Annotated in this window: 24 protein-coding genes and 1 tRNA gene; 11 read left to right on the top strand and 14 right to left on the bottom strand. The window is 61.1% G+C overall.

The annotated features are described in order from the left end of the window. Nucleotides 1-7: 7 nt before the first annotated feature. Genes JHX88_RS05280 through JHX88_RS05255 form a run of 6 tightly spaced genes read right to left on the bottom strand, consistent with a single transcriptional unit; the run spans nt 8 to nt 6,139 of the window. Nucleotides 8-289 (bottom strand): hypothetical protein, encoded by a 282-nt coding sequence (locus JHX88_RS05280; RefSeq protein ID WP_076525431.1) that lies wholly within the window; start codon nt 287-289, stop codon nt 8-10. Next, the gene (locus JHX88_RS05275) at nt 286-1,665 is read right to left on the bottom strand and encodes a DUF6638 family protein (protein WP_076525433.1); all 1,380 of its coding nucleotides are present in this window, start codon (nt 1,663-1,665) and stop codon (nt 286-288) included. The genes JHX88_RS05280 and JHX88_RS05275 overlap by 4 nt, the downstream gene beginning before the upstream one ends. Continuing rightward, entirely contained in the window at nt 1,662-1,928 is a 267-nt protein-coding gene (locus JHX88_RS05270) for a hypothetical protein (protein ID WP_076525435.1), read from the bottom strand. Before JHX88_RS05270 ends, JHX88_RS05275 begins: the two co-directional genes overlap by 4 nt. A 29-nt stretch (nt 1,929-1,957) precedes the next feature. Then, the gene (locus tag JHX88_RS05265; RefSeq protein ID WP_076525437.1) at nt 1,958-3,880 is read right to left on the bottom strand and encodes an AAA family ATPase; all 1,923 of its coding nucleotides are present in this window, start codon (nt 3,878-3,880) and stop codon (nt 1,958-1,960) included. 48 nt (nt 3,881-3,928) lie between these two features. After that, the gene (locus tag JHX88_RS05260; protein WP_076525439.1) at nt 3,929-5,062 is read right to left on the bottom strand and encodes a hypothetical protein; all 1,134 of its coding nucleotides are present in this window, start codon (nt 5,060-5,062) and stop codon (nt 3,929-3,931) included. 3 nt (nt 5,063-5,065) lie between these two features. Then, complete coding sequence (locus JHX88_RS05255) at nt 5,066-6,139, bottom strand: hypothetical protein (protein ID WP_076525441.1); 1,074 nt, start codon at nt 6,137-6,139, stop codon at nt 5,066-5,068. A gap of 124 nt (nt 6,140-6,263) precedes the next feature. On the opposite strand from JHX88_RS05255, the gene JHX88_RS05250 reads away from it, so the two are divergent. Continuing rightward, nucleotides 6,264-7,532: an acetylornithine deacetylase/succinyl-diaminopimelate desuccinylase family protein gene (locus JHX88_RS05250; RefSeq protein ID WP_076525443.1), complete on the top strand. Its 1,269-nt coding sequence runs from the start codon at nt 6,264-6,266 to the stop codon at nt 7,530-7,532. A gap of 148 nt (nt 7,533-7,680) precedes the next feature. On the opposite strand, the gene fabI is transcribed toward JHX88_RS05250, so the two are convergent. Continuing rightward, complete coding sequence (gene fabI, locus JHX88_RS05245) at nt 7,681-8,508, bottom strand: enoyl-ACP reductase FabI (protein WP_076525445.1); 828 nt, start codon at nt 8,506-8,508, stop codon at nt 7,681-7,683. A 78-nt stretch (nt 8,509-8,586) separates the two neighbouring features. Between fabI and pdxH the strand changes: the two genes are divergently transcribed. The 5 genes from pdxH (at nt 8,587) to JHX88_RS05220 (ending at nt 12,068) form a co-directional block, all read left to right on the top strand. Next, complete coding sequence (pdxH, locus tag JHX88_RS05240; RefSeq protein WP_076525447.1) at nt 8,587-9,198, top strand: pyridoxamine 5'-phosphate oxidase; 612 nt, start codon at nt 8,587-8,589, stop codon at nt 9,196-9,198. A gap of 248 nt (nt 9,199-9,446) precedes the next feature. Further along, nucleotides 9,447-10,766 (top strand): IS701 family transposase, encoded by a 1,320-nt coding sequence (locus tag JHX88_RS05235; RefSeq protein WP_272848116.1) that lies wholly within the window; start codon nt 9,447-9,449, stop codon nt 10,764-10,766. A gap of 70 nt (nt 10,767-10,836) precedes the next feature. Beyond that, a complete protein-coding gene (locus JHX88_RS05230; RefSeq protein WP_076525871.1) occupies nt 10,837-11,442 on the top strand; it encodes a cold-shock protein in 606 nt (201 codons plus the stop codon). Further along, nucleotides 11,429-11,950, top strand: coding sequence for a DUF192 domain-containing protein (locus JHX88_RS05225; protein WP_272848193.1), 522 nt, complete (start codon nt 11,429-11,431; stop codon nt 11,948-11,950). Before JHX88_RS05230 ends, JHX88_RS05225 begins: the two co-directional genes overlap by 14 nt. Before the next feature lie 41 nt (nt 11,951-11,991). Continuing rightward, nucleotides 11,992-12,068, top strand: a tRNA-Pro gene (locus tag JHX88_RS05220). Between the two features lie 267 nt (nt 12,069-12,335). Here the strand turns inward: JHX88_RS05220 and JHX88_RS05215 are convergent. Then, on the bottom strand, nt 12,336-13,217 hold the full coding sequence (locus JHX88_RS05215) for an O-methyltransferase (protein ID WP_084203111.1): 882 nt from the start codon (nt 13,215-13,217) through the stop codon (nt 12,336-12,338). 303 nt (nt 13,218-13,520) lie between these two features. On the opposite strand from JHX88_RS05215, the gene JHX88_RS05210 reads away from it, so the two are divergent. The 4 genes from JHX88_RS05210 to JHX88_RS05195 all read left to right on the top strand — a co-directional run bounded on the left by JHX88_RS05210 (nt 13,521) and on the right by JHX88_RS05195 (nt 17,455). Continuing rightward, nucleotides 13,521-14,342, top strand: a complete 822-nt coding sequence (locus tag JHX88_RS05210) for an ABC transporter permease (protein WP_076525865.1) — start codon at nt 13,521-13,523, stop codon at nt 14,340-14,342. 244 nt (nt 14,343-14,586) lie between these two features. After that, on the top strand, nt 14,587-15,780 hold the full coding sequence (locus JHX88_RS05205; RefSeq protein WP_076525930.1) for a hypothetical protein: 1,194 nt from the start codon (nt 14,587-14,589) through the stop codon (nt 15,778-15,780). After that, nucleotides 15,777-17,123, top strand: a complete 1,347-nt coding sequence (locus JHX88_RS05200) for a cytochrome P450 (protein WP_076525863.1) — start codon at nt 15,777-15,779, stop codon at nt 17,121-17,123. Before JHX88_RS05205 ends, JHX88_RS05200 begins: the two co-directional genes overlap by 4 nt. Then, nucleotides 17,120-17,455, top strand: a complete 336-nt coding sequence (locus tag JHX88_RS05195; RefSeq protein WP_076525861.1) for an MmcQ/YjbR family DNA-binding protein — start codon at nt 17,120-17,122, stop codon at nt 17,453-17,455. The genes JHX88_RS05200 and JHX88_RS05195 overlap by 4 nt, the downstream gene beginning before the upstream one ends. 1 nt (nt 17,456) lies before the next feature. Here the strand turns inward: JHX88_RS05195 and JHX88_RS05190 are convergent, their stop codons facing one another. From JHX88_RS05190 to JHX88_RS05175, 4 genes are all read right to left on the bottom strand, one after another. Continuing rightward, nucleotides 17,457-17,837: a DUF1640 domain-containing protein gene (locus JHX88_RS05190; RefSeq protein ID WP_076525859.1), complete on the bottom strand. Its 381-nt coding sequence runs from the start codon at nt 17,835-17,837 to the stop codon at nt 17,457-17,459. 66 nt (nt 17,838-17,903) lie between these two features. Continuing rightward, nucleotides 17,904-19,004: an ABC transporter ATP-binding protein gene (locus JHX88_RS05185; protein ID WP_176011434.1), complete on the bottom strand. Its 1,101-nt coding sequence runs from the start codon at nt 19,002-19,004 to the stop codon at nt 17,904-17,906. A gap of 17 nt (nt 19,005-19,021) precedes the next feature. Next, nucleotides 19,022-19,843 carry an ABC transporter permease gene (locus tag JHX88_RS05180; protein WP_076525855.1) on the bottom strand — a complete coding sequence of 274 codons (822 nt, stop codon included), beginning with the start codon at nt 19,841-19,843 and terminating at the stop codon, nt 19,022-19,024. Next, the gene (locus tag JHX88_RS05175; RefSeq protein WP_076525928.1) at nt 19,840-20,712 is read right to left on the bottom strand and encodes an ABC transporter permease; all 873 of its coding nucleotides are present in this window, start codon (nt 20,710-20,712) and stop codon (nt 19,840-19,842) included. Before JHX88_RS05175 ends, JHX88_RS05180 begins: the two co-directional genes overlap by 4 nt. A gap of 162 nt (nt 20,713-20,874) precedes the next feature. On the opposite strand from JHX88_RS05175, the gene JHX88_RS05170 reads away from it, so the two are divergent. Further along, entirely contained in the window at nt 20,875-21,315 is a 441-nt protein-coding gene (locus tag JHX88_RS05170) for a GNAT family N-acetyltransferase (protein ID WP_076525853.1), read from the top strand. A gap of 191 nt (nt 21,316-21,506) precedes the next feature. On the opposite strand, the gene JHX88_RS05165 is transcribed toward JHX88_RS05170, so the two are convergent. Together JHX88_RS05165 and cysS are read right to left on the bottom strand one after the other, a co-directional pair. Then, nucleotides 21,507-22,277 (bottom strand): squalene/phytoene synthase family protein, encoded by a 771-nt coding sequence (locus JHX88_RS05165; RefSeq protein ID WP_076525851.1) that lies wholly within the window; start codon nt 22,275-22,277, stop codon nt 21,507-21,509. Continuing rightward, complete coding sequence (gene cysS / locus JHX88_RS05160) at nt 22,274-23,656, bottom strand: cysteine--tRNA ligase (RefSeq protein ID WP_084203109.1); 1,383 nt, start codon at nt 23,654-23,656, stop codon at nt 22,274-22,276. Before cysS ends, JHX88_RS05165 begins: the two co-directional genes overlap by 4 nt. Nucleotides 23,657-23,671: the final 15 nt, after the last annotated feature.

Genomic DNA, 23,671 nt, shown 5'->3' with positions numbered 1-23,671 from the left:
GCGGCTCCTACTGCCAGTTCACCCAATAGACGATCCCCATGATCGCCAGGTTCGGAATGATGAAAACCGCCCAGGTCAGCCTGACCTTCAGCGATTTCTCGTAACCGACCATCGATTTTCGCACGAACTCGTCCCGTGCCGGACTGTCTCCGGCCCTGTCGGGATGGCGTTCGTCCCAGATTTCCTCCAGCTTTTCATACCGGAGTGACCGGATATAGATGCGGAGCAGGACGAAGAACAGCGCCTCGACCGCCAGCACGATCACAATCAGGCGGAAAAACTTGATCACCCTGCCCCTCCCGCAGCGCTGCCCCAGGGCCCGGTCACCCCTTTCGACAAGCTGACGCGCGGCATGCCCCATGGGCCAGAGGCGGAGGAGGTCATGTCCGGCTCTGCCATATCCGGTTCCGGGCCAAAGAGGGCATCGCGCGTGCCCTGCTTGTCCATGGCATATTCGCGGGCCAGCATATTCGCGACATAGGCGCGTTTCGCGTCCGGCCAGTCCTGATAAAGACGATAGAAGAGCGGCTTGTGGGTGATGAACAATTGCCGCACATCCTGGGGCGCAAGTTCCGAGAGCAGCCGATTGACCAGGTCGCGGGCCGGGCCGGATGTCGCCCGGAGCGCATGGAAATAGGCGGGATCGCCACTATCGATCACCGGCCAGTCGCCTCCCTGTTCCGCATAGCGTTGCAGTGCCGACAATCCCCGGATCTCGGCAGGCAGATCGTCCCCCATCCGGGCAGCGGTGCGGCGCAGTTCCGCCCGCGTGCCATCACCGGTATCAAGGCACAGCCAGACCGCCGCATCAGCAAGAATGAAATCGATCTTCTGGCGCAAGATCGCGGCGGCATCGGCGCCACGCGCATTGATGATCGGCTCGGCCAGGGCATTCCGCGCCAGCCAGGCAGCCAGCGCGTGCCGGTCCGAGACCGTTAACGCCAGGAACCCCTCCACCTCGGTCTCGTGATCCGGGTCGGCAAAGATCACCGCCGGTTCCCGTGTCGAGCGGATAACATAGGTGCCGCCGAACCTGTCGGTCCAAAAATCCGGCACCTCGAAATCCGTATGTTCGAGGCGGATCGGGTGGCGCAGCACATCGCCCGATTTCTTCGCCTGCCCGATCATCCGGGCGATCAGGACATCGTCCCACCAGCCGTCGGGATCAGAGCGGAATTGCTCGATCATCGCGGTCAGCTTGTCGGCTTCGGCCACATGGTTGCCGGTGGTATCGGCACTGACCCGAAGGCGGCGAATATCCGGCAGATCGGCGGGGCCTTGCAGCTGCCAGACCTGATCGTCGATCTCGCCGATGACGGCGTCGCGGGCGGTCAGGCTGAAAAGCTGGCTCTCGTTTTCCGTGATGAACCGTCGCAGCACGTCGCGCAGGACCGACAGATCGGCATTCAGCATCGGCGCAGTCTTCTGCTCGGTCGTGAGCAGGACGAAATACCGATTGCCCCCTTTCGGAGCGAGGTAATCCATATCGCCAAGCTCGTCGCCGATCTCGGGCGAATAACCGGAGATGTCGATATGGAATTCCGTCAGGGCGGTTTCTTGCCCTATCAGCTTTTTCAGCGCGCGATTATACAGGCCGATCCAGGCCGCCGAATCCACCCGGATCAGGTTGCCGAACATCAGGCCCTTTTCGATGAGGCGTTTCACGATCTGCCCCTTCTTATCAATGCCGCAAGAACAACGGCCACAAGCGCAATAACCACGAATATCAACAGAAAGCTTCCGAAAACCTCTGATGGATAATCACTCGCACTGCATTGCCCCGCTTCGTTGAACGAAAGAAAAAAGCGGGGATGACACAGATTCGCGGTCATGGCGAATGTGGCCGCTAATATGAGAAACAAAAAAGATGCAAAGCGTAGGGCAACCGAGCGGTGCGCGAGATAATCGGCCAAGGTCGCAACCGCCATAAATCCGATTCCTAGCACCGCCAACCCCATCACGTCCCCGCAAACCGCCGCTTGGCCTCTGCCATCCGCTCCATCCCGCGAACGGTTTCCTCGATGGCGGCCTCGTCCGCGCTGTCGGAATAGCGCCATTCGCTATCGGCATAGCGGTTGATTTCCTGCACGACCATCTCTGTCGTGATCGGCTGGCGCAAGGCCTCGATCATCTCGAGCTTGCACGCATAGGGCTGGTGGAGGAAGGGCTCGGGCGTCTCGAACCATTCGTCTGGCATGTCGAAATCCATCGCGCGTGCCTTGACCGCATCGGTGATGTTCTTGACCGCGCGGCCGGTGAAACGCGGCTCGGCCAGGGCGATGGCATGCAGGTAGCTGCCCAGTTCGGCCAGCGTTTCCAGCTTGCCGAAATCGCGGCTCACCTCGTCGAAGACGCGCGCAAGACCGGCTTCGGCCGGGCGGGAATGGCCGGCATAGCTGTCCGCGACGGCCTTTTGCATCGCCTGCGCGCGCATCAGGTCGTGATCGCCCACCGGGATCTGATGCCGCTTGCCCAGAAGCAGGGCAAGAATGTCGATATAGTCGTCCTGCGTGATCGGCCCGTCGATCAGGAAGCGGGCAGCGGCGCGCTGGCGCAGGGCATCGTCGATATTCTCGGCATGGTTGCTGAACATCCCGAAGGTGCAGTTGCCGCGCACCACCGTCGAGGCACCGGCGAAAGCCTCCATCAGTACGGCGGTGATTTCCTGCTGGCCCGATGAAGACTGCCGGTCGCCGCGCTTGCCCGCGATCTGGTCGATATCGTCGATCGTGCCGAACCCGATCGCCTTGGGATCGAGCACAGCGTCGATGAAAGCACGGGCGTTCTGGCCGGATTTTCCCTGGTAGCTGTCGATATTGTCCACCGACAGGTTGCGATAGCGGAAGGGATAGCCAGCGACCGCGCAGTAATCATTGATCATCCCGGCCATCATCTGGATCAGCGTGGTCTTGCCGGTGCCGGGGCGGCCATCGCCCAGGAAGGTAAAGACGAAGCCACCCAGTTCCACGAACGGGTTGCTCATCCGCTCGAAATCATAGGCGACGACCATCCGCGCCAACCGCATTGCCTGATGCTTGGCGATGGCGTTGCCGATCACCTCTTCGGGCTTCTTGAAGGCCATGGTCAGGGCCGGACCGCGGGATTTCGTGGCCGGGGCAAAACCCGCGATGGGGAAATCATCCGCCTCGACGCGCCAACTTGCACCGGTGAAAGCACCGACTCGCGCTGCCGTCTCTCCACGAGATGCAACAGCAGCGGACAGCGCCTCGGCCCACGCCAGCATGGTGGCGATCAGCGTCTCGTCATCCTGTGCGTGGCGCGCGAGGTTCTGATCCAGTTCCCACAGAGCGCCTTGCAATGCGGCCAATGGGTTGTCGGTCAAGACCTCGTCGCTGGTCACGCCCTCGATGCTATGAGATCCGGTGTGTTCGGCCAGCAGGAAAGCCGTCGCATTGGCCATGACCGACAGGGCCGCCAGCGACTCGACCGCCAGCAGCTCGGCAAATTCGCGATGCCGGTCGGCGGGAAGGCGGCTTTCCAGGTTGGTGCGTTTCAACTCCGCCGCCCCCGAGCGCGCCGCAACCTCGTCGGCCACGGCAAGCGCGATGGCAATCGCGCGGCGCAGGGCGCGGGTTACTGTCGCGGCGGCGGGAGTCGCCAATTCGTCGCCATCGGCATCCTCGATCCTTTGCAAGAGCTGGGTGCCCTCGCCCCGCGCCGTGGATCGCCCCGCCAGCCCCGGCGTGGTCGAGCGGAAACGCCGGGTCGTGCGTATCCCCGGAGAACGCTCAATCGGGGCCACAGGGGCGGATTTGCCAAGGCGCGGCGCATGCTCGAACCCGGTCAGCAGCGACAGGGCCTGGGGATAATGGCCCTGGATTTCGGCCTCGGGCAGTTCCATCTCGTTACGCGCGTCCATTCAATCCTCTCTCGACCAATGCCTGCCTGATTCATTCAATTGTCTGTGTCAGCGATATCCGACCACCCGGCCATCCGGTCCCGGCACGTATTTGCGGATCTCCCGGAAGCCGGCCGGATCAAGCGAGACCAGCGCCTGATAGGGCCGTTGCGGCAGGATCAGCGCACGGGTGGCGCTGGTCGCCCCCTGCCCCGCGCCATGCGTGTCCAGCGGATCGAGGTGAAAGACCTGACGCTCGACCACGCTGAAGAAACCGCTGGATTCGACGGTCGCTCCCTTGGCGCGCAAATCCTCGACCGTCATCGCCATCGCCCAATCTTCACCCTTGGGAGCGCGCGCATTCTCCAGCACCTGCCGGATCGGCCCCTCCTGCACGGTGAAGCTTTGCGAATAGACCGGACCAAGCACGATGCGGCGCAGCCGATGCGGATGCAGCCGGTCGAAATCGTGGTCAAAGCCCTGAGCGATGGTCAGCAATTGCAGCGAGGTGACCGACTGCGCCAACAGATGCGCCCGCACCTCGGGCCAGCGCCCGGCATCTTCGATCAGCGGGCGGCGGCCGGTATCGTCCACCTCCATCAGGTACAGCACCGGCACGTTGAGCTGGCTGTCATAGACAGCCCAATGCAGCAGCCAGCGCCGCCGCCCGCCCTCCTGTCCCGAGAGCCAGAAGCCCTGCGGATGCATCTGCGGCCAGAACAGCCCGCCTCTGGCAAGAGCCTCGTAATAGAGCCGCTGCGACATGGCGTATTGCAACCGGGTCGGGATAGACAATTCGCCGACGATCTCGCGGATCATCCTGTCCTTGATGGCCTGCGTATCCGCCGTGCGCGCCAGTTCCTCGTCAGCCTGGGCAGCATCGGCGGCGGTCTGGGCGATCTCGGACCAGACCGGGAAGCCCGATTCATGGATATCTATCGTGACATGCTGCCGGAGCGGCCCATCGATCCGATCCGAAATCAGGTATTTCATCGACAGCGCGTCGATGCTGGCCTTCAGCGCGGAAAGGTAGCCCCCGATGACATCCGTCTCGACCCGGTTGAACAGGCGGTCACGCACCATCTCGGCCAGCGCGGCGGGCAGCACGGTGGCGATCCGGCGCGTCTGGTCGAAAAAAGCACGCGCGCTTGCCTCGTCCTCGAGGCGTCGGTGATCGGCGTCAAGTTTACCCGTTTCGGCCACTGCCTAGCCACCATACAGGTTGCTGTCATGCTTCTCGACGATCTGGGCAAAGCGGCGGGCAAAGCGTTCGTCGGCCTTGGCCTTCTCCTCCAGTACCTTGCGGGCGAAGACCATGTGATCGCCATGGGCTTCCAGCATGTCGGCCATGCGGTCATTGGTGGCGGTGCCGATGGCGGCCATGGCGGCCTGCGCCTCCTGGTCGGTCTTGACGCCGATCTCGTTGATGCGGTGGGCCACGTCCTGCTGCTGCGCGGTCTTGAGCGACTTGGTCAGGGCATCATACAGCACCACGCGCTGCCGCGTATCCGTCTGCAGCTTGTTGATCAGCACCATCTGTGTCGCGGCCTGGTTCTGCAGCGAATCCACCCAGGTCTTGCCGGCCTCGATATAACGCTCCAGGGTTTGCGACTTGGCCAGCGCGACCTGTTCCTCTTGCACCAGAGCGTTATGCTCCTTGTTGGCATTGGCCAGCTCGGTCTCGTATCCGGTGCGCTCCGAGGCGTCGGTGGTCGAGGCGACCTTGTTTTCCAGCTCGATCAGCTTGGGGTCCATCGCCGCGATCCGCTCGCGCAGGTTTTCCAGCGTATCGACCGTCTCTTCGCGTTCGGTCAGGGTCTGGCCCAGATTCGCCTCGACCTTTTCCTTCTGCTCGTTCAGCAATCCCAACTGGCCTTCCAGCAAGCGGGTGATCGTGTCGGATTTGGAGATCAGGTCCTGCAGCTTGTCGTCGATGCTGGCGGCGCGCAGACGTTCCTGCCGCATCGCCTCGGATTTTCCGCTGGCGAAGACACCGACGAATTTCTCCCAACCGGTCTTGCTGCGAAGCTCGTCGAAATCCTTGGAAAAGCCCGAGGTGACGTCATCCAACCCCATGATCAGCTCGGCGATATTTGCGTTCATCGCATCGGTATGGGCATGAACATCGGCCAGCGTGGCATTGGCCACATCAAGCGGCAGGTCTTCTACATCCGCCTTGCCCGTCGCGCGGTCCAGAACCTGCGACATCTCGGCGATCTTGCCCTGCGCCTGTGCCACCTGCCTCTGGCTGTCGGTAATCTGCTGTTCCAGCGATGCCATCTCAAATCTCCCAATTCAACTTGAGGGGATCTTAGGCCATCAGCCGCCATGCGCAAGTGCGGGTTGGTCAGATAGTGAACGAGCCATATTGCCACCGGAATGCCATGCGCCTAGCCTTGCCTGCATGAGTCACCTGAAAGATGCCATCGACGACCGCCGCGATCAGCTTGTCACGCTGACGCAAGAGCTGATCCGCATTCCGACGCTGAACCCGCCGGGGCGTCATTACCGCGACATCTGCGAATATCTCGAGGCGCGCATGTCGCGGCAGGGATGGCGATGCGAGCTGGTGCGCGCCCATGGCGCACCCGGCGATTGCGAGGAATTCCCCCGCTGGAACGTCGTGGCGCGGCGGCAGGGCGCGAAGCCGGGCGATTGCGTGCATTTCAACAGCCATCACGATGTGGTCGAGGTCGGTCATGGCTGGACCCGCGATCCTTTCGGGGCCGAACTTGATGGCGACCGTATCTATGGCCGTGGCGCCTGCGACATGAAAGGCGGGCTGGCGGCCAGTATCATCGCCGCCGAGGCTTTTGTCGCAACCTATCCCGACCATGCCGGCAGCATCGAGATCAGCGCCACCGCGGACGAGGAATCCGGCGGCTATGGCGGCGTTGCACATCTGGCCGGACAGGGAGCATTCACCCATGTCGATCACGTCATCATCCCCGAGCCGCTGCACAAGGACCGCATCTGCCTTGGCCATCGCGGTGTCTGGTGGGCCGAGATCGAAACCCATGGCCGCATCGCGCATGGCTCGATGCCCTTCCTGGGCGATTGCGCCGTCCGTCACATGGGTGCCGTGCTGGCCGAGATGGAGGCCGCGCTATGGCCCTTGCTCGCCGGGAAACACACGGAAATGCCGGTGATCCCCGAGGGCGCGCGATCCTCGACCCTGAACATCAACTCGATCCATGGCGGCGCGGTGGAACAGGCGGCGGAATATACCGGCCTGCCCGCCCCTTGCGTGCCCGACCGCTGCCGCATCGTGATCGACCGCCGCTTCCTCATCGAAGAGGACCTGGCCGAGGTCAAGGCCGAGATCGCCGCGCTCATGGAAAGGGTCAAGGCGCAACGGCCCAGCTTTCGCTACGAGATCCGCGATCTTTTCGAGGTCATCCCCTCGATGACCGACAAGGAGGCCCCGGTCGTGCGCACGACCGCAGCCGCGATCCAGGATGTCCTTGGGCGCGAGGCGGGCTATGTCGTCAGCCCCGGCACCTATGACCAGAAACATATCGACCGGATCGGCAAGCTGAAGAACTGCATCGCCTATGGACCCGGCGTCCTGGATCTGGCCCATCAGCCGGATGAATGGATCGGCGTGCAGGATATGTCCGACAGCGCCAAGGTCATGGCGCTGGTCTTGCAGGAGCTGCTGACAGGATCATGAAACCAGGCTCGGCACCCACGAAAGCTGGGCCCGCCCTCGAATATCGCGCTATACGCGCTCCTTCTTCTTCATGCCAATATCCTCGGGGGAGGCGCCCGGAACGGGCGACGGGGGCAGACAGCCCCCATCAACCGCCGAAATCGGAGAATCAGTCGCGCTTCACCGCCGCGATATCCGGGGCGTCAACAGCTTTCATTCCGACGACGTGATAACCGGCATCGACGTGATGCGTTTCGCCTGTCACGCCCGAACCAAGGTCAGACAGCAGATACAACGCCGAATTGCCGACATCCTGCTGGTTCACGTTGCGGCGTAGCGGAGAATTCAGCTCGTTCCACTTCATGATGTAGCGGAAATCCCCGATCCCCGAGGCCGCCAGCGTCTTGATCGGCCCGGCCGAAATCGCGTTGACGCGGATGCCGTCCTTGCCGAAATCCTCCGCCAGGTAACGAACACTGGCCTCCAGCGCGGCCTTGGCGACCCCCATCACGTTGTAATGCGGCATGACGCGCTCGGCTCCGTAATAGGTCAGCGTTACCATGCTGCCCCCGTCGGGCATCATTGCCGCGGCGCGCCGGGCAACCGCCGTGAAGGAATAGACCGAGATATCCATCGTCGCCCGGAAATTGTCGCGCGTGGTTTCTGCATAGCGGCCGCGCAACTGTTCCTTGTCGGAGAAACCGATGGCATGGACCAGGAAGTCCAGCTTGCCCCATTCCTTCTGCAACTGCTCGAACAGCGCATCGATGGAATCCTCGTCACCGACATCGCATGGCAGCACCATCTCGGACCCGAGCTGCGCCGCCAGGGGGCCGACGCGCTTCTTCAGTGCCTCCCCCTGGTAAGAGAAGGCGAGCTCTGCCCCCCCGGCCGCAAGGGCCTTGGCTATCCCCCATGCGATTGATTTATCATTGGCCAGGCCCATGATCAGACCCCGTTTTCCGGCCATCAGCCCGCTTGCATGTTCGCTTGACATGAGGCGTCCCTCGCGGTTTCAAATTGCCTTCCGTGCTTAGGCCAAAGGTCTGGCAGCATCAAGCGCAAGGAGGCGAAGATGGGCGATCGTGATGGAATCTTTGCCGGGGATGACCCGTTTGCCATAATTCGTAGCTGGCTGGCCGAGGCCGAGGCCAGCGAACCGAACGATCCGAACGCGATCGCGCTTGCGACCGCCGATGCCGACGGGTTGCCCGATATCCGCATGGTGCTGCTGAAGGATATCGATGGCGCGGGGCTGGACGGCTCCTTCGTGTTCTACACCAATTACGAAAGCGCCAAGGGGCAACAGCTCGCCGTCAACGGCCAGGCCGCCTTCGTCATGCACTGGAAATCGCTGCGCCGCCAGATCCGCGTGCGCGGGACCGTCACCCGCGAAGACGGGCCGCAAGCCGATGCCTATTACGCCAGCCGCGCCCTGCAAAGCAGGCTGGGGGCATGGGCCTCGGCGCAGTCGCAACCCCTCGAGAGCCGTGCCAGCCTGATGGCCGCGACGGCAAGACAGGGACTTGTCCACGGCACCAATCCGCCCCGCCCGCCTTTCTGGGGAGGGTTCCGTATCGCGCCAAGCCAGATCGAATTCTGGGCAGATGGAGCGTTTCGCCTGCATGATCGTTTTTGCTGGCGCAAGCAAGAAACCGCTTGGACGATCACCAGACTTTCTCCCTGAACTTGACCAAATTGGTTAAACCACGAAATATGACATGCGGATTTCTGCCGAGAGCCGTAGAAACGTGATTTCGAAACATGGCGTTAGGCTGAAACAGCTTGGCCGCGCATTTGAAATCTGAAATCCATATCTGTTGCGCGCAACTAGCACTACTTTGGCAGATTTTTGCTGATACGACAATCTCCGGATTCACGGGAGGTGTTTTGGGTGATTCATAGGGAGCCAGCTTTGAGGGAGGCTGGCGGATTATGGAGAACTGGCGGGACGATCTGGAGACATGGCTGGCACCGTTTATTGCGGGGCTTGGGCACAAGACGCGGGGGCGGATGTGTCCGGCCTATGTTGCCGGGTTGATCGGCCCGGGTGATCGCAAGAGCGTGCAGCCGATGGCCGAGCGGGACAGGGCGGTCAGCTATGACCAACTGCATCATTTCATCGCCGACGGGGTCTGGGACAGCGCGCCGCTGGAAGCGGCCTTGCTGGCCGAGGCCGACAGGCTGGTTGGCGGCGCGGAGGCCTTTCTGGTCATCGATGATACCTGTCTGCCGAAGAAGGGCGAACGCTCGGTTGGGGTTGCGCCACAATATGCCTCCTCGCTGGGCAAGACCGCGAATTGCCAGTCGCTGGTCTCGGTAACACTGGCGTCGCGCGAGGTGCCGGTGGCGGTGGGGTTGCGGCTGTTTCTACCGGAAGTCTGGACCGACGATCCCGACCGCATGGCCCGAGCCCGGGTGCCGGAATATCGGCGAGCGGCCCTGAGTAAACCTGAGATTGCCATCGAGGAGATTGACCGGGTGAGGGATGCGGGCGTCCGCTTCGGCTGTGTGCTGGCCGATGCGGGTTACGGATCGGGCGGGCCTTTCCGCCAGTCTCTGAGCGAGCGCGGCCTTGCATGGGCGGTCGGCCTGTCGCGGCGCCAGAACGTCTATCCGGCGGATGTCGGGCTGGTCTTTCCCGAGGTGGGACGCGGTCGCCGCCGCAAATATCACCTCCCCGACCGCGTGGCCGTTTCCGCTGAACAGATGCTGAAGGACGAGAAATGGCGGAAGGTCAGCTGGAGGCGTGGGACCAAAGGCAGGTTGAATTGCCAGTTCGCCGCAATCCGTGTCCGCATCGCCGATGGCTATCGGCATCGCATGGCGGATGGCCGTGTGCAGGCTATGCCTGGTGACGAGGAGGTTTGGCTGATCGGTGAACGCCGTGCGACCGGCGAACGGAAATATTACGCCTCGAACCTGCCAGCCGACACCTGCCTCAAGACGCTCGCCGCTACCGTCAAGGCCCGATGGATCTGCGAACAGGCGCATCAACAACTCAAGGAAGAGCTTGGTCTCGATCATTTCGAGGGGCGGTCCTGGACGGGTCTTCACCGACACGCACTGATGACGATGATCGCCTACGCCTTCCTCCAATCCCGCCGCCTCAAGGCTGCGGGACGGGGGAAAAAGAGTCCCGGGACCACCCCCACAACCAACCATGCCAGCCGTCAGGCAAGCAATCCTCGATATCCTGGAGCGTCCACCGCCTATTCGATGCCCTCATTGCGAAAGGCGTATCGCAGCGGGTGAGAAAAATCTGCCAAAGTAGTGCTAGTGGCTGTGCGACAATCCTGCCAATGTCGCGGAAACGGTGTAGAATATGAAGACGGACGAGATGGAGAATATGCTTGTTTCTGGTTTGGTCAAATGGTTTGACCCGACCAAGGGATACGGTTTCATTGTCAATGATGACGGCGGTGCCGATATCTTGCTGCACGCCAATGTGCTTCGCAATTTTGGTCGCAGTTCCGTGGCGGATCACTCGCGTGTCGTCGTGCAGGTTCAGTCTACCGCGCGCGGCCTGCAAGCCACCGAGGTGCTCGAGATCAGTCCGCCCGAAGGTGACGGCACCCCGCCGATCGAGGATCTCGATGCCGACATTATCCGGCAACTCGATTCCCTCCCGCTACAGCCCGCGCGCGTGAAATGGTTCGACAAGGCCAAGGGCTTCGGCTTTGCGAATATCTTCGGCCATTCCGACGATGTCTTCGTTCACATCGAAGTCCTGCGGCATTCCGGTTTTTCCGACCTGGTTCTGGGCGAGGCCATCGGCCTGCGCGTGGTCGAAGGGCCGCGGGGGCTTATGGCCGCGCAGGTGACCAGTTGGGACAAGGCGATCCAGCCGACGAATGTTGAACTTTTCCCCAGTTCCACGCAACAGAATGACGATCTGCGGGACTGGGTCCTGTCGCGTGCAGCCGAATAAATCAGCCGGATTACGGCTGCTTGCGGGTTTTCTTGTCGCTTGGCTGGCCTTTTACCTGCCTGCGGCAGCGGAACCTTCTTTCGCTTGCAAAGATGATCGCGTAGCGATCCTGACGGATCGCGGAATCGTCGATTTCACCGTCGAAATCGCCGACAGTCCTGCGGAGCGGGCGCAGGGCCTGATGTTTCGCAAGACCCTGGCCCCCGGTAGTGGCATGCTGTTCGTTTATGACAGGCCGCGACAGGTTGCGTTCTGGATGCGGAATACATTCATCCCACTCGATCTGATCTTCATGGATGCGACCGGAACGATTCGCCATATTCATCCTAATGCGCGGCCCCTCGATGAGACCCCCATACCCGGCGCCACAGCCGATGATCCGAATCCCGAGAGAAAGCTGATCCTGGAGATCGGTGGCGGCGAGGCTGCCCGCTTGGGCCTGGTGACAGGGCAGCCCATGGCAACCTTGCAACTGGACCAGACAAACGCCGCTTGGCCGTGCAGCTAGCTCTTTCCCCCGCCAAAATGATCGGCTACAAGCACGTTCGTCGGGGCGTAGCGCAGCCTGGTAGCGCGACGGTTTTGGGTACCGTAGGTCGGAGGTTCGAATCCTCTCGCCCCGACCAGCATTCAGCTGGTTTTCAATATGTCCGGTTTGCAGCTCTGCTCTGGTTTCAGTCTATTTCACCTTCCCTGAGAGATCGCCCGACATGGCTGATGGCAGCGCGAAGTTTCGCTCGATGATCTCGCTTGCGGATGCGTGATAATTTATCCTGCTTTAACGGGGAGCAAACATAAAATTCCCGTGGCCGCTCGCTATGGACGATCCATGCCGTCATACTTCGCGCATCATCAATGACAGGGAGATCAAAGATGAGCTTGGGAACTGCCCCCTATGATGGAAGTTCGATCATGCCCACGCGGCCGTTCAGTTCCCAAACGGCGGCCAAATCGCTATCGGAAGACACTTCCTGCCAACAGCGCCGCATATCGCGGGAAAAATTGATGTCATCAAAGATAATCAATGCCCCGGGTCGAGCAACCTGCTTTACAAGTGCGAATTGTGAAACAACAAAATCTCGTGTGTGAATCGCATCAATTAATGCGATGTCCACATGCCGCGGCACATCCTTAACGCCATCCTCAAACGTTCCATTTGTGAATGTTGCGCGCGAGCTGACTGCGGCGAAATTTTCGCAAGCTATATCAAACCAGACCTCGTTGGGCTCAAAGCTGTATAGATGGCCCGATTGATTCGCTTCGAGTCCCGCCAGCCAATACATGCCACTCACCCCGAAAGCAGCTCCGAATTCCAGCACCGCCTGAGGGCGCTTCTGTGTAACAAGCCACGCATAGAATCGGCAAAGTTCCGGGGTTGATCGCACCTGTTTCACAGACCGCTCTGCATTCGGCCCAACATCACGCCCATAGCGCTGCAAATCCGAATAACCGTCCCAAAGCGGCTGCTTTCCCAGTTGTTGGGTTTTGTGAATCTGATCCTCAATTGGCTCAAAGAGTGGCAGAGAAAAGTTCATGTCAAAGGCATCAAGATCACCTGTTTCTGGGAAAGCCGATGCGCCGCGAACCGTTCTAATGCTGATTCCTCGTTTAGTCATCCATCCTCCAACGATTGTTCGAACCGTAGCTTTCAGCCCTGAGGCGAGCACTGCTCTGACCTCGCGCTTGGGAATGCCTACTGGCCAGTTCTCTTTTCCGCCGTGGCGAAATAACGTCGCGATCGGCTGCCGGTCCGCTCCCAACTTGCGGCCCAACATGTCGCCTACCCCGCGGGATGGTGTTAATCCTACTCGCAGCAGTTAACAAGGCACGGAGCTATCCACGCCTGCCAAGAACCCGCACTGATCCCAAACCATCATTTAGGTGGGGTTCTTGGCCGAACCGCCACGCCTCGATCACGTCTGGATTCTGGTGATCGTCTGATAGCGAGGTTTGCCGTCTCAGAACGCGCAACCATCCGCCGTACCGCTGTCTACTCGGCTCGACATTGACATGAAAAAACGTATTCTGGGCCCATTGGCAGGTGGTGATCGTAGTCATTTCAAGGAAGATCGAGTTCAATGTTTGCGACCAAAAAAAATCGGAACTTTGTCGGCGCCACTACGAGCGTTCTAGCATTGATCCACCATCAAACTGTCTACAATCTCAGGCAAGAGCATCGAAATGCGTTGATCGGCCTGCTGCTCAGCATCATGCAGACGGTTGTTTTTATTTCAGTTTTCGGCCTGTTCTTTGTGATATTGGGCGTGAGGTCATCACCCATAAGGGCAGATTTCATGCTTTTTCTCATTTCCGGCGTTTGTCCATTTATGCTTCATGTGAAATGTGTCGGGGCGGTTTCAAGTGCCTATAAGATCGGAAATCCGCTCATGAAGCACCGCCCGCTCACACCGTTGGTCTTGGTTATGGCTGCGGCCTTGGCCGAGTTATATCGTCAGACCCTCAGTGTGATAGTGCTACTTTCGATTTACCATGTCATGTTTAACCCCGTACACTTGGTCGATCCCGTTGGATGCGCGGCCATGTTTGTTCTGGCCTGGCTGGCCGGGCTGGCAACCGGGTTGTTTTTCCTGGGAATTAGCGCGTGGGCGCCAAAGGGTGCGGGCCTCCTGTCAACCGTTTACCGAAGAATTAGCATGATCGCATCTGGAAAGATGATGGTCGCCAATGCTCTCCCAAACGCGATCCTCGTATTCTTTTACTGGAACCCGCTTTTTCATATCATCGACCAGCTCCGCGGCTATGCCTTTATCAATTACAACCCGGTTAAAACCAGTTACATGTATGCCATCTGGTTCTCGCTGGTTCTCATCGTCATTAGCGTTTTGATAAACTTCGCAACCAGAAAGTATGAATCGCTAAGCTGGAACGCCGCCCAGTAGGGAAGCGCGCGAGGTTTCGAAGCCAAGATGGCCCCGCTGGAGATGGGCGGACGGTGCAGACGGCGGCCCAGGGTTCCGTCCTCCGCCTCACCAGCTCATCAATGCCTGCCCGGCTAAAATGGCAACTGGCGGTAACCGGTCGAAACCTTTCGCGATGGAGCGTCCGGTAGCAGATTCTTGCGTGCGCACGGGTTGCTGCGCAGCAGAATTCGCTTATCCTGCGCTGGTTTTTCGAGGCCTGATCATGTTTCGCCCCTTCCGTCGCAAAGTTCTGTATATTCCGGGTTTTGATCCTGTCCCGCCCCGCCGCTACCGCGAATTGTTCCGTAAGGAATCGACGGTGCAGGCGGCAATCTCCGGCTACGAGATCGAGATCGTGCCGCAATCGCATAAACCGGGATTTGGCTGGCAATCCCGTGGCAACTTCCCCGAAGGCTCTGCAGAGACGCAGTTCGAGGTCCTTGTCTGGGCTGATCTGGTTCAGGATTCGATGCGCCGCGGCATTCTGGGGACCTATGGACAGCTTGTCGCCACCGCTTGGGCCTATATCGGCACCGGCGCGCTCTTCCGGCTGATGCGGCTGCGGCGCGGTCCGGTGCTGGCGGCGCTCTATCCGATCGTGATGTTGTTGATGCAAGCGCTGCTCGCGATCCTGACCGGAGCCTTGGCGGGGTGGCTGTTGTCGCATCTACTGAGCTGGTGGGCCGGGTTGCCATTTGCCCTGGCTGTAGCCTGGGGCCTCCTGCTGGTCTTCCGACGGCTCGATAATCGCCTTTTCGCCTATTACCTGATGCATGATTACGCCTTCACCGCGCAGCATCGCGGGGCCTATCCGGCCGGACTGGAAGCACGGCTGGCGGAATTCGGAGACAAGCTGGCCGCGGCATTGGCCGAGGATGTGGACGAGGTTCTGGTCGTGGGCCATTCCTCGGGAGCCTATCTGGCCGTTTCGCTGCTCGCCGATGTCATCCGATCCGGACGTCTGCCAGCCGACGGCCCCAAGCTGGCATTGCTGAGCCTTGGCCATGTCGTGCCGATGGCGTCCTTCCTTCCCCGGGCGGATCGCCTGCATGATGATCTGGCATATCTGTCGGAAAGGTCAGAGATATTCTGGCTCGATGTCACGGCCCCCGGAGATGCCTGCTGTTTCGGTCTGTGCGATCCCGTGGCGGTCACCGGCGTCGCCGGACCGGATCAGCGCTGGCCATTGGTGGTTTCCGCCGCCTTCAGCCAGACCCTCTCCCCGCAGCGCCAGAAGGCCATGCGCTGGCGTTGGTTCCGGCGGCATTTCCAATATCTCTGCGCGTTCGATCAACCGCATGATTACGATTATTTCGCGATAACCGGAGGGCCGATGCCAATGTCGGAACGCTTCGCGAACCGTAAACCATCGCCGGGCAGGATCACCCTTGCCGCCGGTCCGGGTAAACGCAAATGATCGCCCCCAAGCCGGACAGCGCCAAGGGGCGCGGCTCGCTTGTCCGCCTTGTTCGCGGCTTCAGGCGGGATCTGCTCTCCGCCCTGCCCCAGCGTCTCTACCGGGCCTGGATGGCCGAGTATCGCAACCCGCTGGTCCACAGCTTCCTGTGCAACGACCCCAAACTGGTCCGACTGATCCTGCAGGAACGTCCCGATGATTTCCCTAAATCGGATCGGCTACGCGAGGGGCTGGCCCCGCTCCTCGGGGAATCGATCTTCGTCACCAATGGCGAAACATGGAAACATCAGCGCCGCATCATCGACCCGGCTTTCGAGGGCGGCCGGTTGCGTGAAAGCTTTCCCGCCATCTGGTCCGCCACTGATGCCACGCTGGCGCGCCTGGCCGAAGGCGAGATGGATATCGAGCCCGAGGCCAGCCATGCCGCCGCCGACGTGATCTTCCGTGCACTGTTCTCCCTACCGATCGAGCACGAGATCGCCTCTCGCGTCTTTCGCGCCTTCAAGTCCCATCAGGATGCCCAGCCCATCGTGAATCTTGCCGCATTGGTGCCTCTGCCCCGCTGGTTGCCGCGCCTCCATTCGGCGCGAACCCTGCGAACGGCGGCCGAGATTCGCGAGCTTATCGAGGAACTGGTAGCCCGCAGGATGGAAGCCATTAGGAAGGGCACCGCCCCGGATGATCTGGCGACCAAGATCATGACGACGCCTGACCCGCAAACGGGGCAATGTTTCACCGCCCCGGAAATGGTCGATCAGGTGGCGATCTTCTTTTTGGCGGGGCATGAGACCAGCGCCTCGACCCTTGGCTGGGCGCTTTGGCTGCTTGCCGCCAATCCGGAATGGCAGGATCGCGTTGCTGCCGAAGGACACGCATTGACCAAGGACTTCAGCGCGGTCTCGGCACTCAAGGTGACGCGTGCGGTATTCCGCGAGGCGCTGCGCCTTTATCCCCCGGTGCCGATGATGGTTCGTGAGACGGTTCAGCCCGAGGTTTTTCGCGAACGGCCAGTTCCCACTGGCGCGCAGCTTGTGCTTTCTCCGTGGCATTTACACCGTCATGAACGGCTATGGCAGCGCCCCGACGATTTCGACCCTGGCCGATGGGAAACACCCGAGGGCAAGGCCAGCGCCCGCGACGCCTTCATTCCGTTCTCGGCCGGTCAGCGGGTTTGCCCCGGCGCGGGATTCGCGATGCTCGAGGGTGTCATCATGCTCGCTCGCATCACCGCGGCGTTCCACCTGTCGACGGGACGCGCACGGCCCATTCCCGTTGCACGCTTGACCGTTCGCGGCCGTGACGGCATCCTGATCCGGCTGAAACGCCGCGAGGGCAATGAATGAGCCGTGACAGTGTCAACCGCATCTGCGCCGCCTTGCCGGGTACCGAACATTCCGATCCCTGGGGTGGTGGGCATGATTGCTGGAAAGTCGGTGGCAAGATGTTCGCGGTGACCGGTGCGGTCAACGACTCTGTCTCGGTCAAGACCGATGATGTCGAGACAGCCGAAATGCTGATCGAGGCGGGGGTGGCCGAACCCGCCCGCTATCTTCACCGCAGTTGGGTTGCCCTGCCGCTGGACAGCCCCGAAGACGAGCTCCGGCATCGCATTGAGGCAAGTTATAGAATTATTTACAATAATCTACCAAAGAAAATTCAAGGAGGCATAGAGTGATCTATGTCGGCGGCACCAGTCGCATCAGCGCAGTAAGAATGGCAAGCGCTCCGACCATCATCCCGCCCATCTTGATGACCAACCGATTTTCCAGATCGCGTAGATCAGCCTTCGTCGCAGCCTTCAACGCATGGATTTGCGCCTGAAGCTCGGCCTTCACGGCAGCGATGTCCTGCTTCACCACGGTCAGCTCCTGTCTTACATCGGCCACATCCTGCTTCAATTCGTGCTTCAGCACGCCCAGATCCTGCTTGGTGGCCAGTTCGCTGGTATCCACGTCGATGAGAGCCTCGGCAATCGCCTCTGCCGCGGCGGGGGCCATACCCGCTGCGACCAGCTTGCGAGAGAATTTCAGCGTGTCGATATGCAAGGCGTTCATCATTCCGTATCAATCCACCCTCAGTATATCGCCGCCGGAGGGTGATAGGACCGAAAGCTTGAAGTCAGGTTAACGGAACAGCACCAGCGAGCCGGGCGACCATGCCAGCCGCACGGCCGTACCGACACAGGGAACATCGCGGCCAAAGACATTGCGCATCGAGATTCGTACCGTCCTTGCCTTGCCATCCAGACGGGCTGAACCGTCCAAACGCAGGTCGTAATAGGTCATGTCGCCGTAATAGACGACCTCGTCGATCACCGCGCCAGTTTCTCGGGCCTGCTGACTGGACTGGCCGGGCCCCAACAAGGTCATGGTCTCGGGACGGAAACCAACCATCGGACCGCTGTCATCGGCATCGGCCCGGCTGATCTGCCCTTCGGGCAAGTCCACGACACCAAGCCCCGGAACATCCACCGTCGCACCGTCACCCGGCTCGTTCAAAACCCGCGCGGGCAGGAAGTTCATCACGCCGATAAAATCCGCCACGCGACGGCTTGCGGGTCGGGCATAAAGCATCTCGGGTTCGTCAAGCTGCGCGATCTCGCCTTCGAACATCACAGCGATGCGGTCGGACATGACCAGCGCCTCTTCCTGGTCATGGGTGACCAGCACGAAGGTGATGCCGACCTGCCGCTGCAGCTTGATCAGTTCCACCTGCATCTGCTCGCGCATCTTGCGATCCAGCGCCGACAGGGGCTCATCCAGCAGCAGGACCTTGGGCTTGAGGATCAGCGCACGTGCCAGCGCCACCCGCTGCCGCTGCCCCCCTGACAATGCGTGAGCCGCCCGCGCGCCATAACCCTTCAGGCCGACCATCTCCAAAGCCTCGTCCACCATCGCGGTCTTTTCGGTCTTTGAACGAGGATCACGACGCAGGCCGAAGGCGACATTCTCGGCTACGCTCAGATGCGGAAAGATGGCATATGACTGGAACACCATGTTGGTGGGCCGCCTGTTCGCCGGTACATCCTCCATATGCTTGCCATCGATCAGCACCGCGCCCGAGGAAATATCCTCGAAACCCGCGATCACGCGCAGAAGCGTGGTCTTGCCGCAACCCGACGGCCCCAACAGGGAAAAGAACTCGCCTTCGCGGATGCTCAGGTCGATGCCGCGCAGTGCATGGTAATCGCCATAGTATTTCTGCACGTCTCGGCATTCGATCATCGGCCTTTGGTCGTCGCTCACAGAAAGCCTCCGCTATCCTTGCCGCCAATCCGGGCGATGCCCCGGCGGCGGAAATATTCGCCAATCGCCAGAAGAATGATCGACAGCGCCACCAGCACGGTGCCAAGCGCCATGATCATCGGGATCTGCTTGGGAAAACGCAGCTGGCTGAAAATATAGGTCGGCAATGTCGGCTCGTTCCCCGCCAGGAAGAAGGCAATGATAAATTCGTCCAGGCTGATGGTGAAGGAAATCAGCAGCGATGAAATGATCCCCGGCATCACCAGCGGCAGGGTGATCAGGCGGAAGGCGCTCCATTTTGTCTCGCCCAGGTCATAGGCGGCCTCTTCCAGTGATCGGTCGAGACTGGCAAAGGCGGTGGAGAGGATCGCGATCCCGTAGGGCATGCAGATTAGCGTATGGCCAAGGATCACCGTCAGGATCGACAATTCCACCCCGATCCCCAGCAGCACGACCAGCAGGGACATGGCGACGATGATCTCGGGCAGGACCATGGGCAGCATGATGAAGCCCATGATGCCGGTCTTGCCCGGAAACTCGAAACGGGTGGAGGCGCGGGCGGCGAAGATGCCGAAACAGGTCGCCAGGACCGAGGCCGACACGGCGATGGTCAGCGAGTTCGTCAGTGCCCGGCGCAGTGTCGCATTGCCCCACATCTGCACGAACCAGTCGGTGGTGAACCCCTTCAGAGGAAAGGCGATGATCGTGCCCGAGTTGAAGGCGAACAGTGGCAGCAGCAGGATCGGCGCATAAAGAAACAACAGGTAAAGCAGCGTATAGGCGCGCAATCCTCCGCCCCGGAACCGCCCGCCGCTCATTGCTTCACCTTCAGGAAGCGGCGGTTGAGCGCCAGGAAGAGCAGGCTGACCACCGCCACGACCAGCATCGCCGTCACCGCCAGCGCCGAGCCGAGCGGCCGGTTGTCCAGCGCTAGCATCTGCACCTGTATCAGGTTGGCGATCATCGGTATCTTGCCACCGCCGATCAATTCGGGCGTGACGTAATCACCGATGGTCGGGATAAAGACGATGAGCACCGCCGCGATCACCCCCGGCATCGCCAGCGGCAACGTCACCCGCCAGAAGGTCATCATCCGGTTCTCTCCCAGGTCCCTCCCCGCCTCCAGCAGCGACCGGTCGATCTTCTCCAGCGCCACGAAGATCGGCAGGATCGCGAAGGGCGCATAGGCATGGGCCAGCGTCAGCACGATGGAGTTGACGTTGTACAGGATGAAGGTCAGCGGCTCGTCGATGATGCCAAGCCCGGTTAGTGACGAGTTGATGACACCGTTATAGCCAAGGATTACCTTCCACAGGAACACCCGGATCAGGTAGCTGGTCCAGAAGGGAATTGTGATCAGGAACAGCCACATGGATTTCCGCTCGGGCCGAACCATGAAGCTGACATAATAGGCGACGGGAAAGGCCAGCACGACCGTGACCAGCGTCACCAGAGCCGACACCATCAGCGACCGCAGCATCACGGTACGCACGATCGGATCGGTCCAGACCTGCCGGTAATTGTCGAGCGTGAACTCGCTGACCACCTCGAGATAGCCATCGGTCAGGAAGCTGTAGCTGAGGATTGTCAGGATCGGCGCGGCCAGAATCGCCAGCGCATAGAGGAATGGTGGCGCAATCAGGGTAAAGCCCTGTCTTGCCTCGGCATCCATTCCACGTTTCGCCATTCTGCCGTCCCTGTTGCGCCCGTTCGGGGTCTCTTGTTCCAATTCCTTCCACATGGACGCCGGGATGGGAAGAGGGTTTGTGAGCGTTTCAACCGGCCTTGCCGCGGCTCCCGTTTCGGGGATAGCCTCGGCATCGGATCAATGAGCAAGCGGTGAAGAAATATGACAGCAGTTGGCATCCGTCGTCTCACCCCGGGCGACAAGGAGGACTGGAACCAGCTTTGGCAGGGCTATAACCGGTTCTACAAGCGCAGCGTCGAGGAACGGGTGACGGAGCGCCTCTGGGACCGGCTGATCGCCGGCACCGGCGAACCCTTCGGTTTCGGGGCAGAGGTTGACGGCAGGCTTTGCGGATTCGCGCATTATTTCTTTCAGCCGTCCACCTCGGACTGGAATCCGCGCTGCTACCTTCAGGACCTCTTCGCCGATCCGGATATCCGCGGCAAGGGCGTCGGGCGCGCGCTGATCGAGGCGGTCTATGCCGAGGCCGACCGTCATGAGGCGGCTCAGACCTATTGGCTGACGGAAGACAGTAACGCGACCGCCCGGCTGCTTTATGACCGGATCGGGAAACAGACGCGGTTCATCAAGTATATGCGCTGATACTGTCGGGCGGAATGATTGCCTTGTCTTGTCGGGAAGGATTCGCGATTGCGTCCCGCGATGGCCGGGGGGCTGTCTGCCCCCCGGCACCCCCCGAGGATATTTGCATGAAGAAGAAGGAACGGACGGTTTCACTGTGAGGAGCGGAACGCGATGTTCATTGTGGATTTCCGGGCCCTCGGGCTAGCCCATTATCGCCACCAGCGACCGGTCAAGGCAAGCCAGGCCAATGACGCGCGGCGCTGAAATGGCGTTATTTCAATTTGCTGACTGAAACAGTTGACCTTGCCCTCGGCGATTTCGGCAAGAAACGAGACCACGCGGGGACCGGGGTAAAGTGCCGCAGCCACTGATTTCGGAACAGCCCTGCGGCCGCGTGCCGCCCGGCGTAACGCTTCGCGGCCAATCCCGGCCAGTTCCTGCGCATGCTCGGCCTGTGCATCGGCGAGCCCCAGTCCCATTGGCTGTAGCTGTGGCAGCGCCCGAAGCCATGCGGCCAGCCCCACCCCGAGCGCCTGATCGGCCACGGCCTCACGCGCTTCGACCGGTACTCCGAGTGCCGAGGCCGCCTGCCACATCAATTCCCCCGCCGTCGTTTCGACATAGCTGACAACCTGTGCCGGAGACGAAAAGGCCTGACGCTCGCAATCTCGCCGCCGCGCCTCGGCTAATGCGGCCAGATCACCGGCGCGCGTGCCCCAGGCATCCCATAGCGGTGTCAACACGTCATGCAGGGGTGGAGCAGTGCCGTCCCCCATCTCGGCCAGCCGGTCGATCCACCATTGCAGCCGCATCTCTGCCAGCATCGGCTCGGCGGATTGAAACGGTGCGCGGGCGATCTCGAGATTCAGCGCATAAAGCGTGACCAGCGCCGGTCGATGTTCCGGCGCGGCCGTCAGCACTGCCCCGAAACGGCCGGGATCGTGCTCACGCAAGGTTTCGGTGCAGGCCTCCAGTGTCACGCGCCGACCGAACGGGCAAGTTCGGACAGTTTCGCCGCGTCATAGCCCGCCGTCAGCGACCATTCCGCGCCCTGCGCCGTATCCTTGACCTCGACCCCTGCCGCCTTGAAACCGTCGCGAATGGCGTCGGCCCGCCCGAAATCGCGCGCCTTGCGGGCCTCGGTCCGGGCCGCCAGCAGCGCCTCGATCAGACCCGCCGCATCCTCGCCCGCTTCGGCCCATGCCCCCATCTGCGGCAGCAGCAGCCCCAGCATTCGGGCCGAAGCCAGCAATGCGGGCGCATCCCCCTGCCCGGCCAGATCGTGCAGAACCGCGATGGCGCCCGCCGTGTTGAGATCGTCCGCAAGCGCCTGAACAACCGCAGTTGCGGGCTCCGAGGCGGGCTCGACATCCGCGACAAGCCCACGCCAGCGCCGAAGCACCGCTTCGGCCTCTTGTGCCTTGGTCTCGGTCCAGTCCATCGGCTTGCGGTAATGGGTCGAGAGCATGACAAAGCGGATCACCTCGCCCGGCACACCGCGGTCCAGCAAGTCACGCACGGTAAAGAAATTGCCCAGGGATTTGGACATCTTCTTGCCCTCGACCTGCAGCATCTCGTTATGCAGCCAGACACGCGCAAAATCGCCATCGGGATGGGCGCAGCAGCTTTGCGCGACCTCGTTCTCGTGATGCGGAAATTGCAGGTCGATGCCGCCGCCATGAATGTCGAATGACGGCCCCAGAAGCGCTGCCGACATGGCGGAGCATTCGATATGCCAGCCCGGGCGCCCACGCCCCCAGGGACTGTCCCAACCGGGCGTATCGGCATCCGACGGTTTCCACAGCACGAAATCCATCGGGTCGCGCTTGAAGGGCGCCACCTCGACCCGCGCGCCCGCGATCATGTCATCGACCGAGCGCCCGGACAGCCGCCCGTATTCCGGAAAGGAACGCACGTCGAACAGCACATGCCCCTCGGCCACATAGGCGTGGCGGCGCGCGATCAGGGTTTCGATCATGGCAACCATCTGGGTGATATAATCGGTCGCGCGGGGCTCGTGATCCGGACGGTCGGCACCGAGGGCGTCCATGTCGTCGTGATACCAGCCAATCGTCTCTTCGGTGATGTCGTGGATGGTCCGGCCGGTCGCCGCGGCGCGATCGTTGATCTTGTCCTCGACATCGGTAAAGTTGCGCACATAGGTCACATGGCCCGCGCCATGGACATGCCGCAGCAGCCGCACCAGCACGTCAAAGACCAGCACCGGCCGCGCATTGCCCAGATGCGCCCGGTCATAAACCGTCGGTCCGCAGAGATAGAGGCGGATATTCCGGTCATCCAGCGGGGTGAAGATTTCCTTCTTCCGCGTGCGGGTATTCGTCAGCCTGATCTCGACCATGATTTGCCTCATCTG

Source organism: Paracoccus saliphilus, assembly GCF_028553805.1.
GTDB lineage: Bacteria > Pseudomonadota > Alphaproteobacteria > Rhodobacterales > Rhodobacteraceae > Paracoccus > Paracoccus saliphilus.
This window is presented reverse-complemented; position numbering and strand designations above follow the sequence as displayed.

Coding starts and splice junctions, on each gene's coding strand:
- JHX88_RS05270 (WP_076525435.1), bottom strand. CDS start 1,928: ATGGCGGTTGCGACCTTGGCCGATTATCTCGCGCACCGCTCGGTTGCC.
- JHX88_RS05265 (WP_076525437.1), bottom strand. CDS start 3,880: ATGGACGCGCGTAACGAGATGGAACTGCCCGAGGCCGAAATCCAGGGC.
- JHX88_RS05255 (WP_076525441.1), bottom strand. CDS start 6,139: ATGGCATCGCTGGAACAGCAGATTACCGACAGCCAGAGGCAGGTGGCA.
- JHX88_RS05250 (WP_076525443.1), top strand. CDS start 6,264: ATGAGTCACCTGAAAGATGCCATCGACGACCGCCGCGATCAGCTTGTC.
- fabI (WP_076525445.1), bottom strand. CDS start 8,508: ATGTCAAGCGAACATGCAAGCGGGCTGATGGCCGGAAAACGGGGTCTG.
- pdxH (WP_076525447.1), top strand. CDS start 8,587: ATGGGCGATCGTGATGGAATCTTTGCCGGGGATGACCCGTTTGCCATA.
- JHX88_RS05235 (WP_272848116.1), top strand. CDS start 9,447: ATGGAGAACTGGCGGGACGATCTGGAGACATGGCTGGCACCGTTTATT.
- JHX88_RS05230 (WP_076525871.1), top strand. CDS start 10,837: ATGAAGACGGACGAGATGGAGAATATGCTTGTTTCTGGTTTGGTCAAA.
- JHX88_RS05215 (WP_084203111.1), bottom strand. CDS start 13,217: ATGTTGGGCCGCAAGTTGGGAGCGGACCGGCAGCCGATCGCGACGTTA.
- JHX88_RS05210 (WP_076525865.1), top strand. CDS start 13,521: ATGTTTGCGACCAAAAAAAATCGGAACTTTGTCGGCGCCACTACGAGC.
- JHX88_RS05205 (WP_076525930.1), top strand. CDS start 14,587: ATGTTTCGCCCCTTCCGTCGCAAAGTTCTGTATATTCCGGGTTTTGAT.
- JHX88_RS05200 (WP_076525863.1), top strand. CDS start 15,777: ATGATCGCCCCCAAGCCGGACAGCGCCAAGGGGCGCGGCTCGCTTGTC.
- JHX88_RS05195 (WP_076525861.1), top strand. CDS start 17,120: ATGAGCCGTGACAGTGTCAACCGCATCTGCGCCGCCTTGCCGGGTACC.
- JHX88_RS05190 (WP_076525859.1), bottom strand. CDS start 17,837: ATGATGAACGCCTTGCATATCGACACGCTGAAATTCTCTCGCAAGCTG.
- JHX88_RS05185 (WP_176011434.1), bottom strand. CDS start 19,004: ATGATCGAATGCCGAGACGTGCAGAAATACTATGGCGATTACCATGCA.
- JHX88_RS05180 (WP_076525855.1), bottom strand. CDS start 19,843: ATGAGCGGCGGGCGGTTCCGGGGCGGAGGATTGCGCGCCTATACGCTG.
- JHX88_RS05175 (WP_076525928.1), bottom strand. CDS start 20,712: ATGGCGAAACGTGGAATGGATGCCGAGGCAAGACAGGGCTTTACCCTG.
- JHX88_RS05170 (WP_076525853.1), top strand. CDS start 20,875: ATGACAGCAGTTGGCATCCGTCGTCTCACCCCGGGCGACAAGGAGGAC.
- cysS (WP_084203109.1), bottom strand. CDS start 23,656: ATGGTCGAGATCAGGCTGACGAATACCCGCACGCGGAAGAAGGAAATC.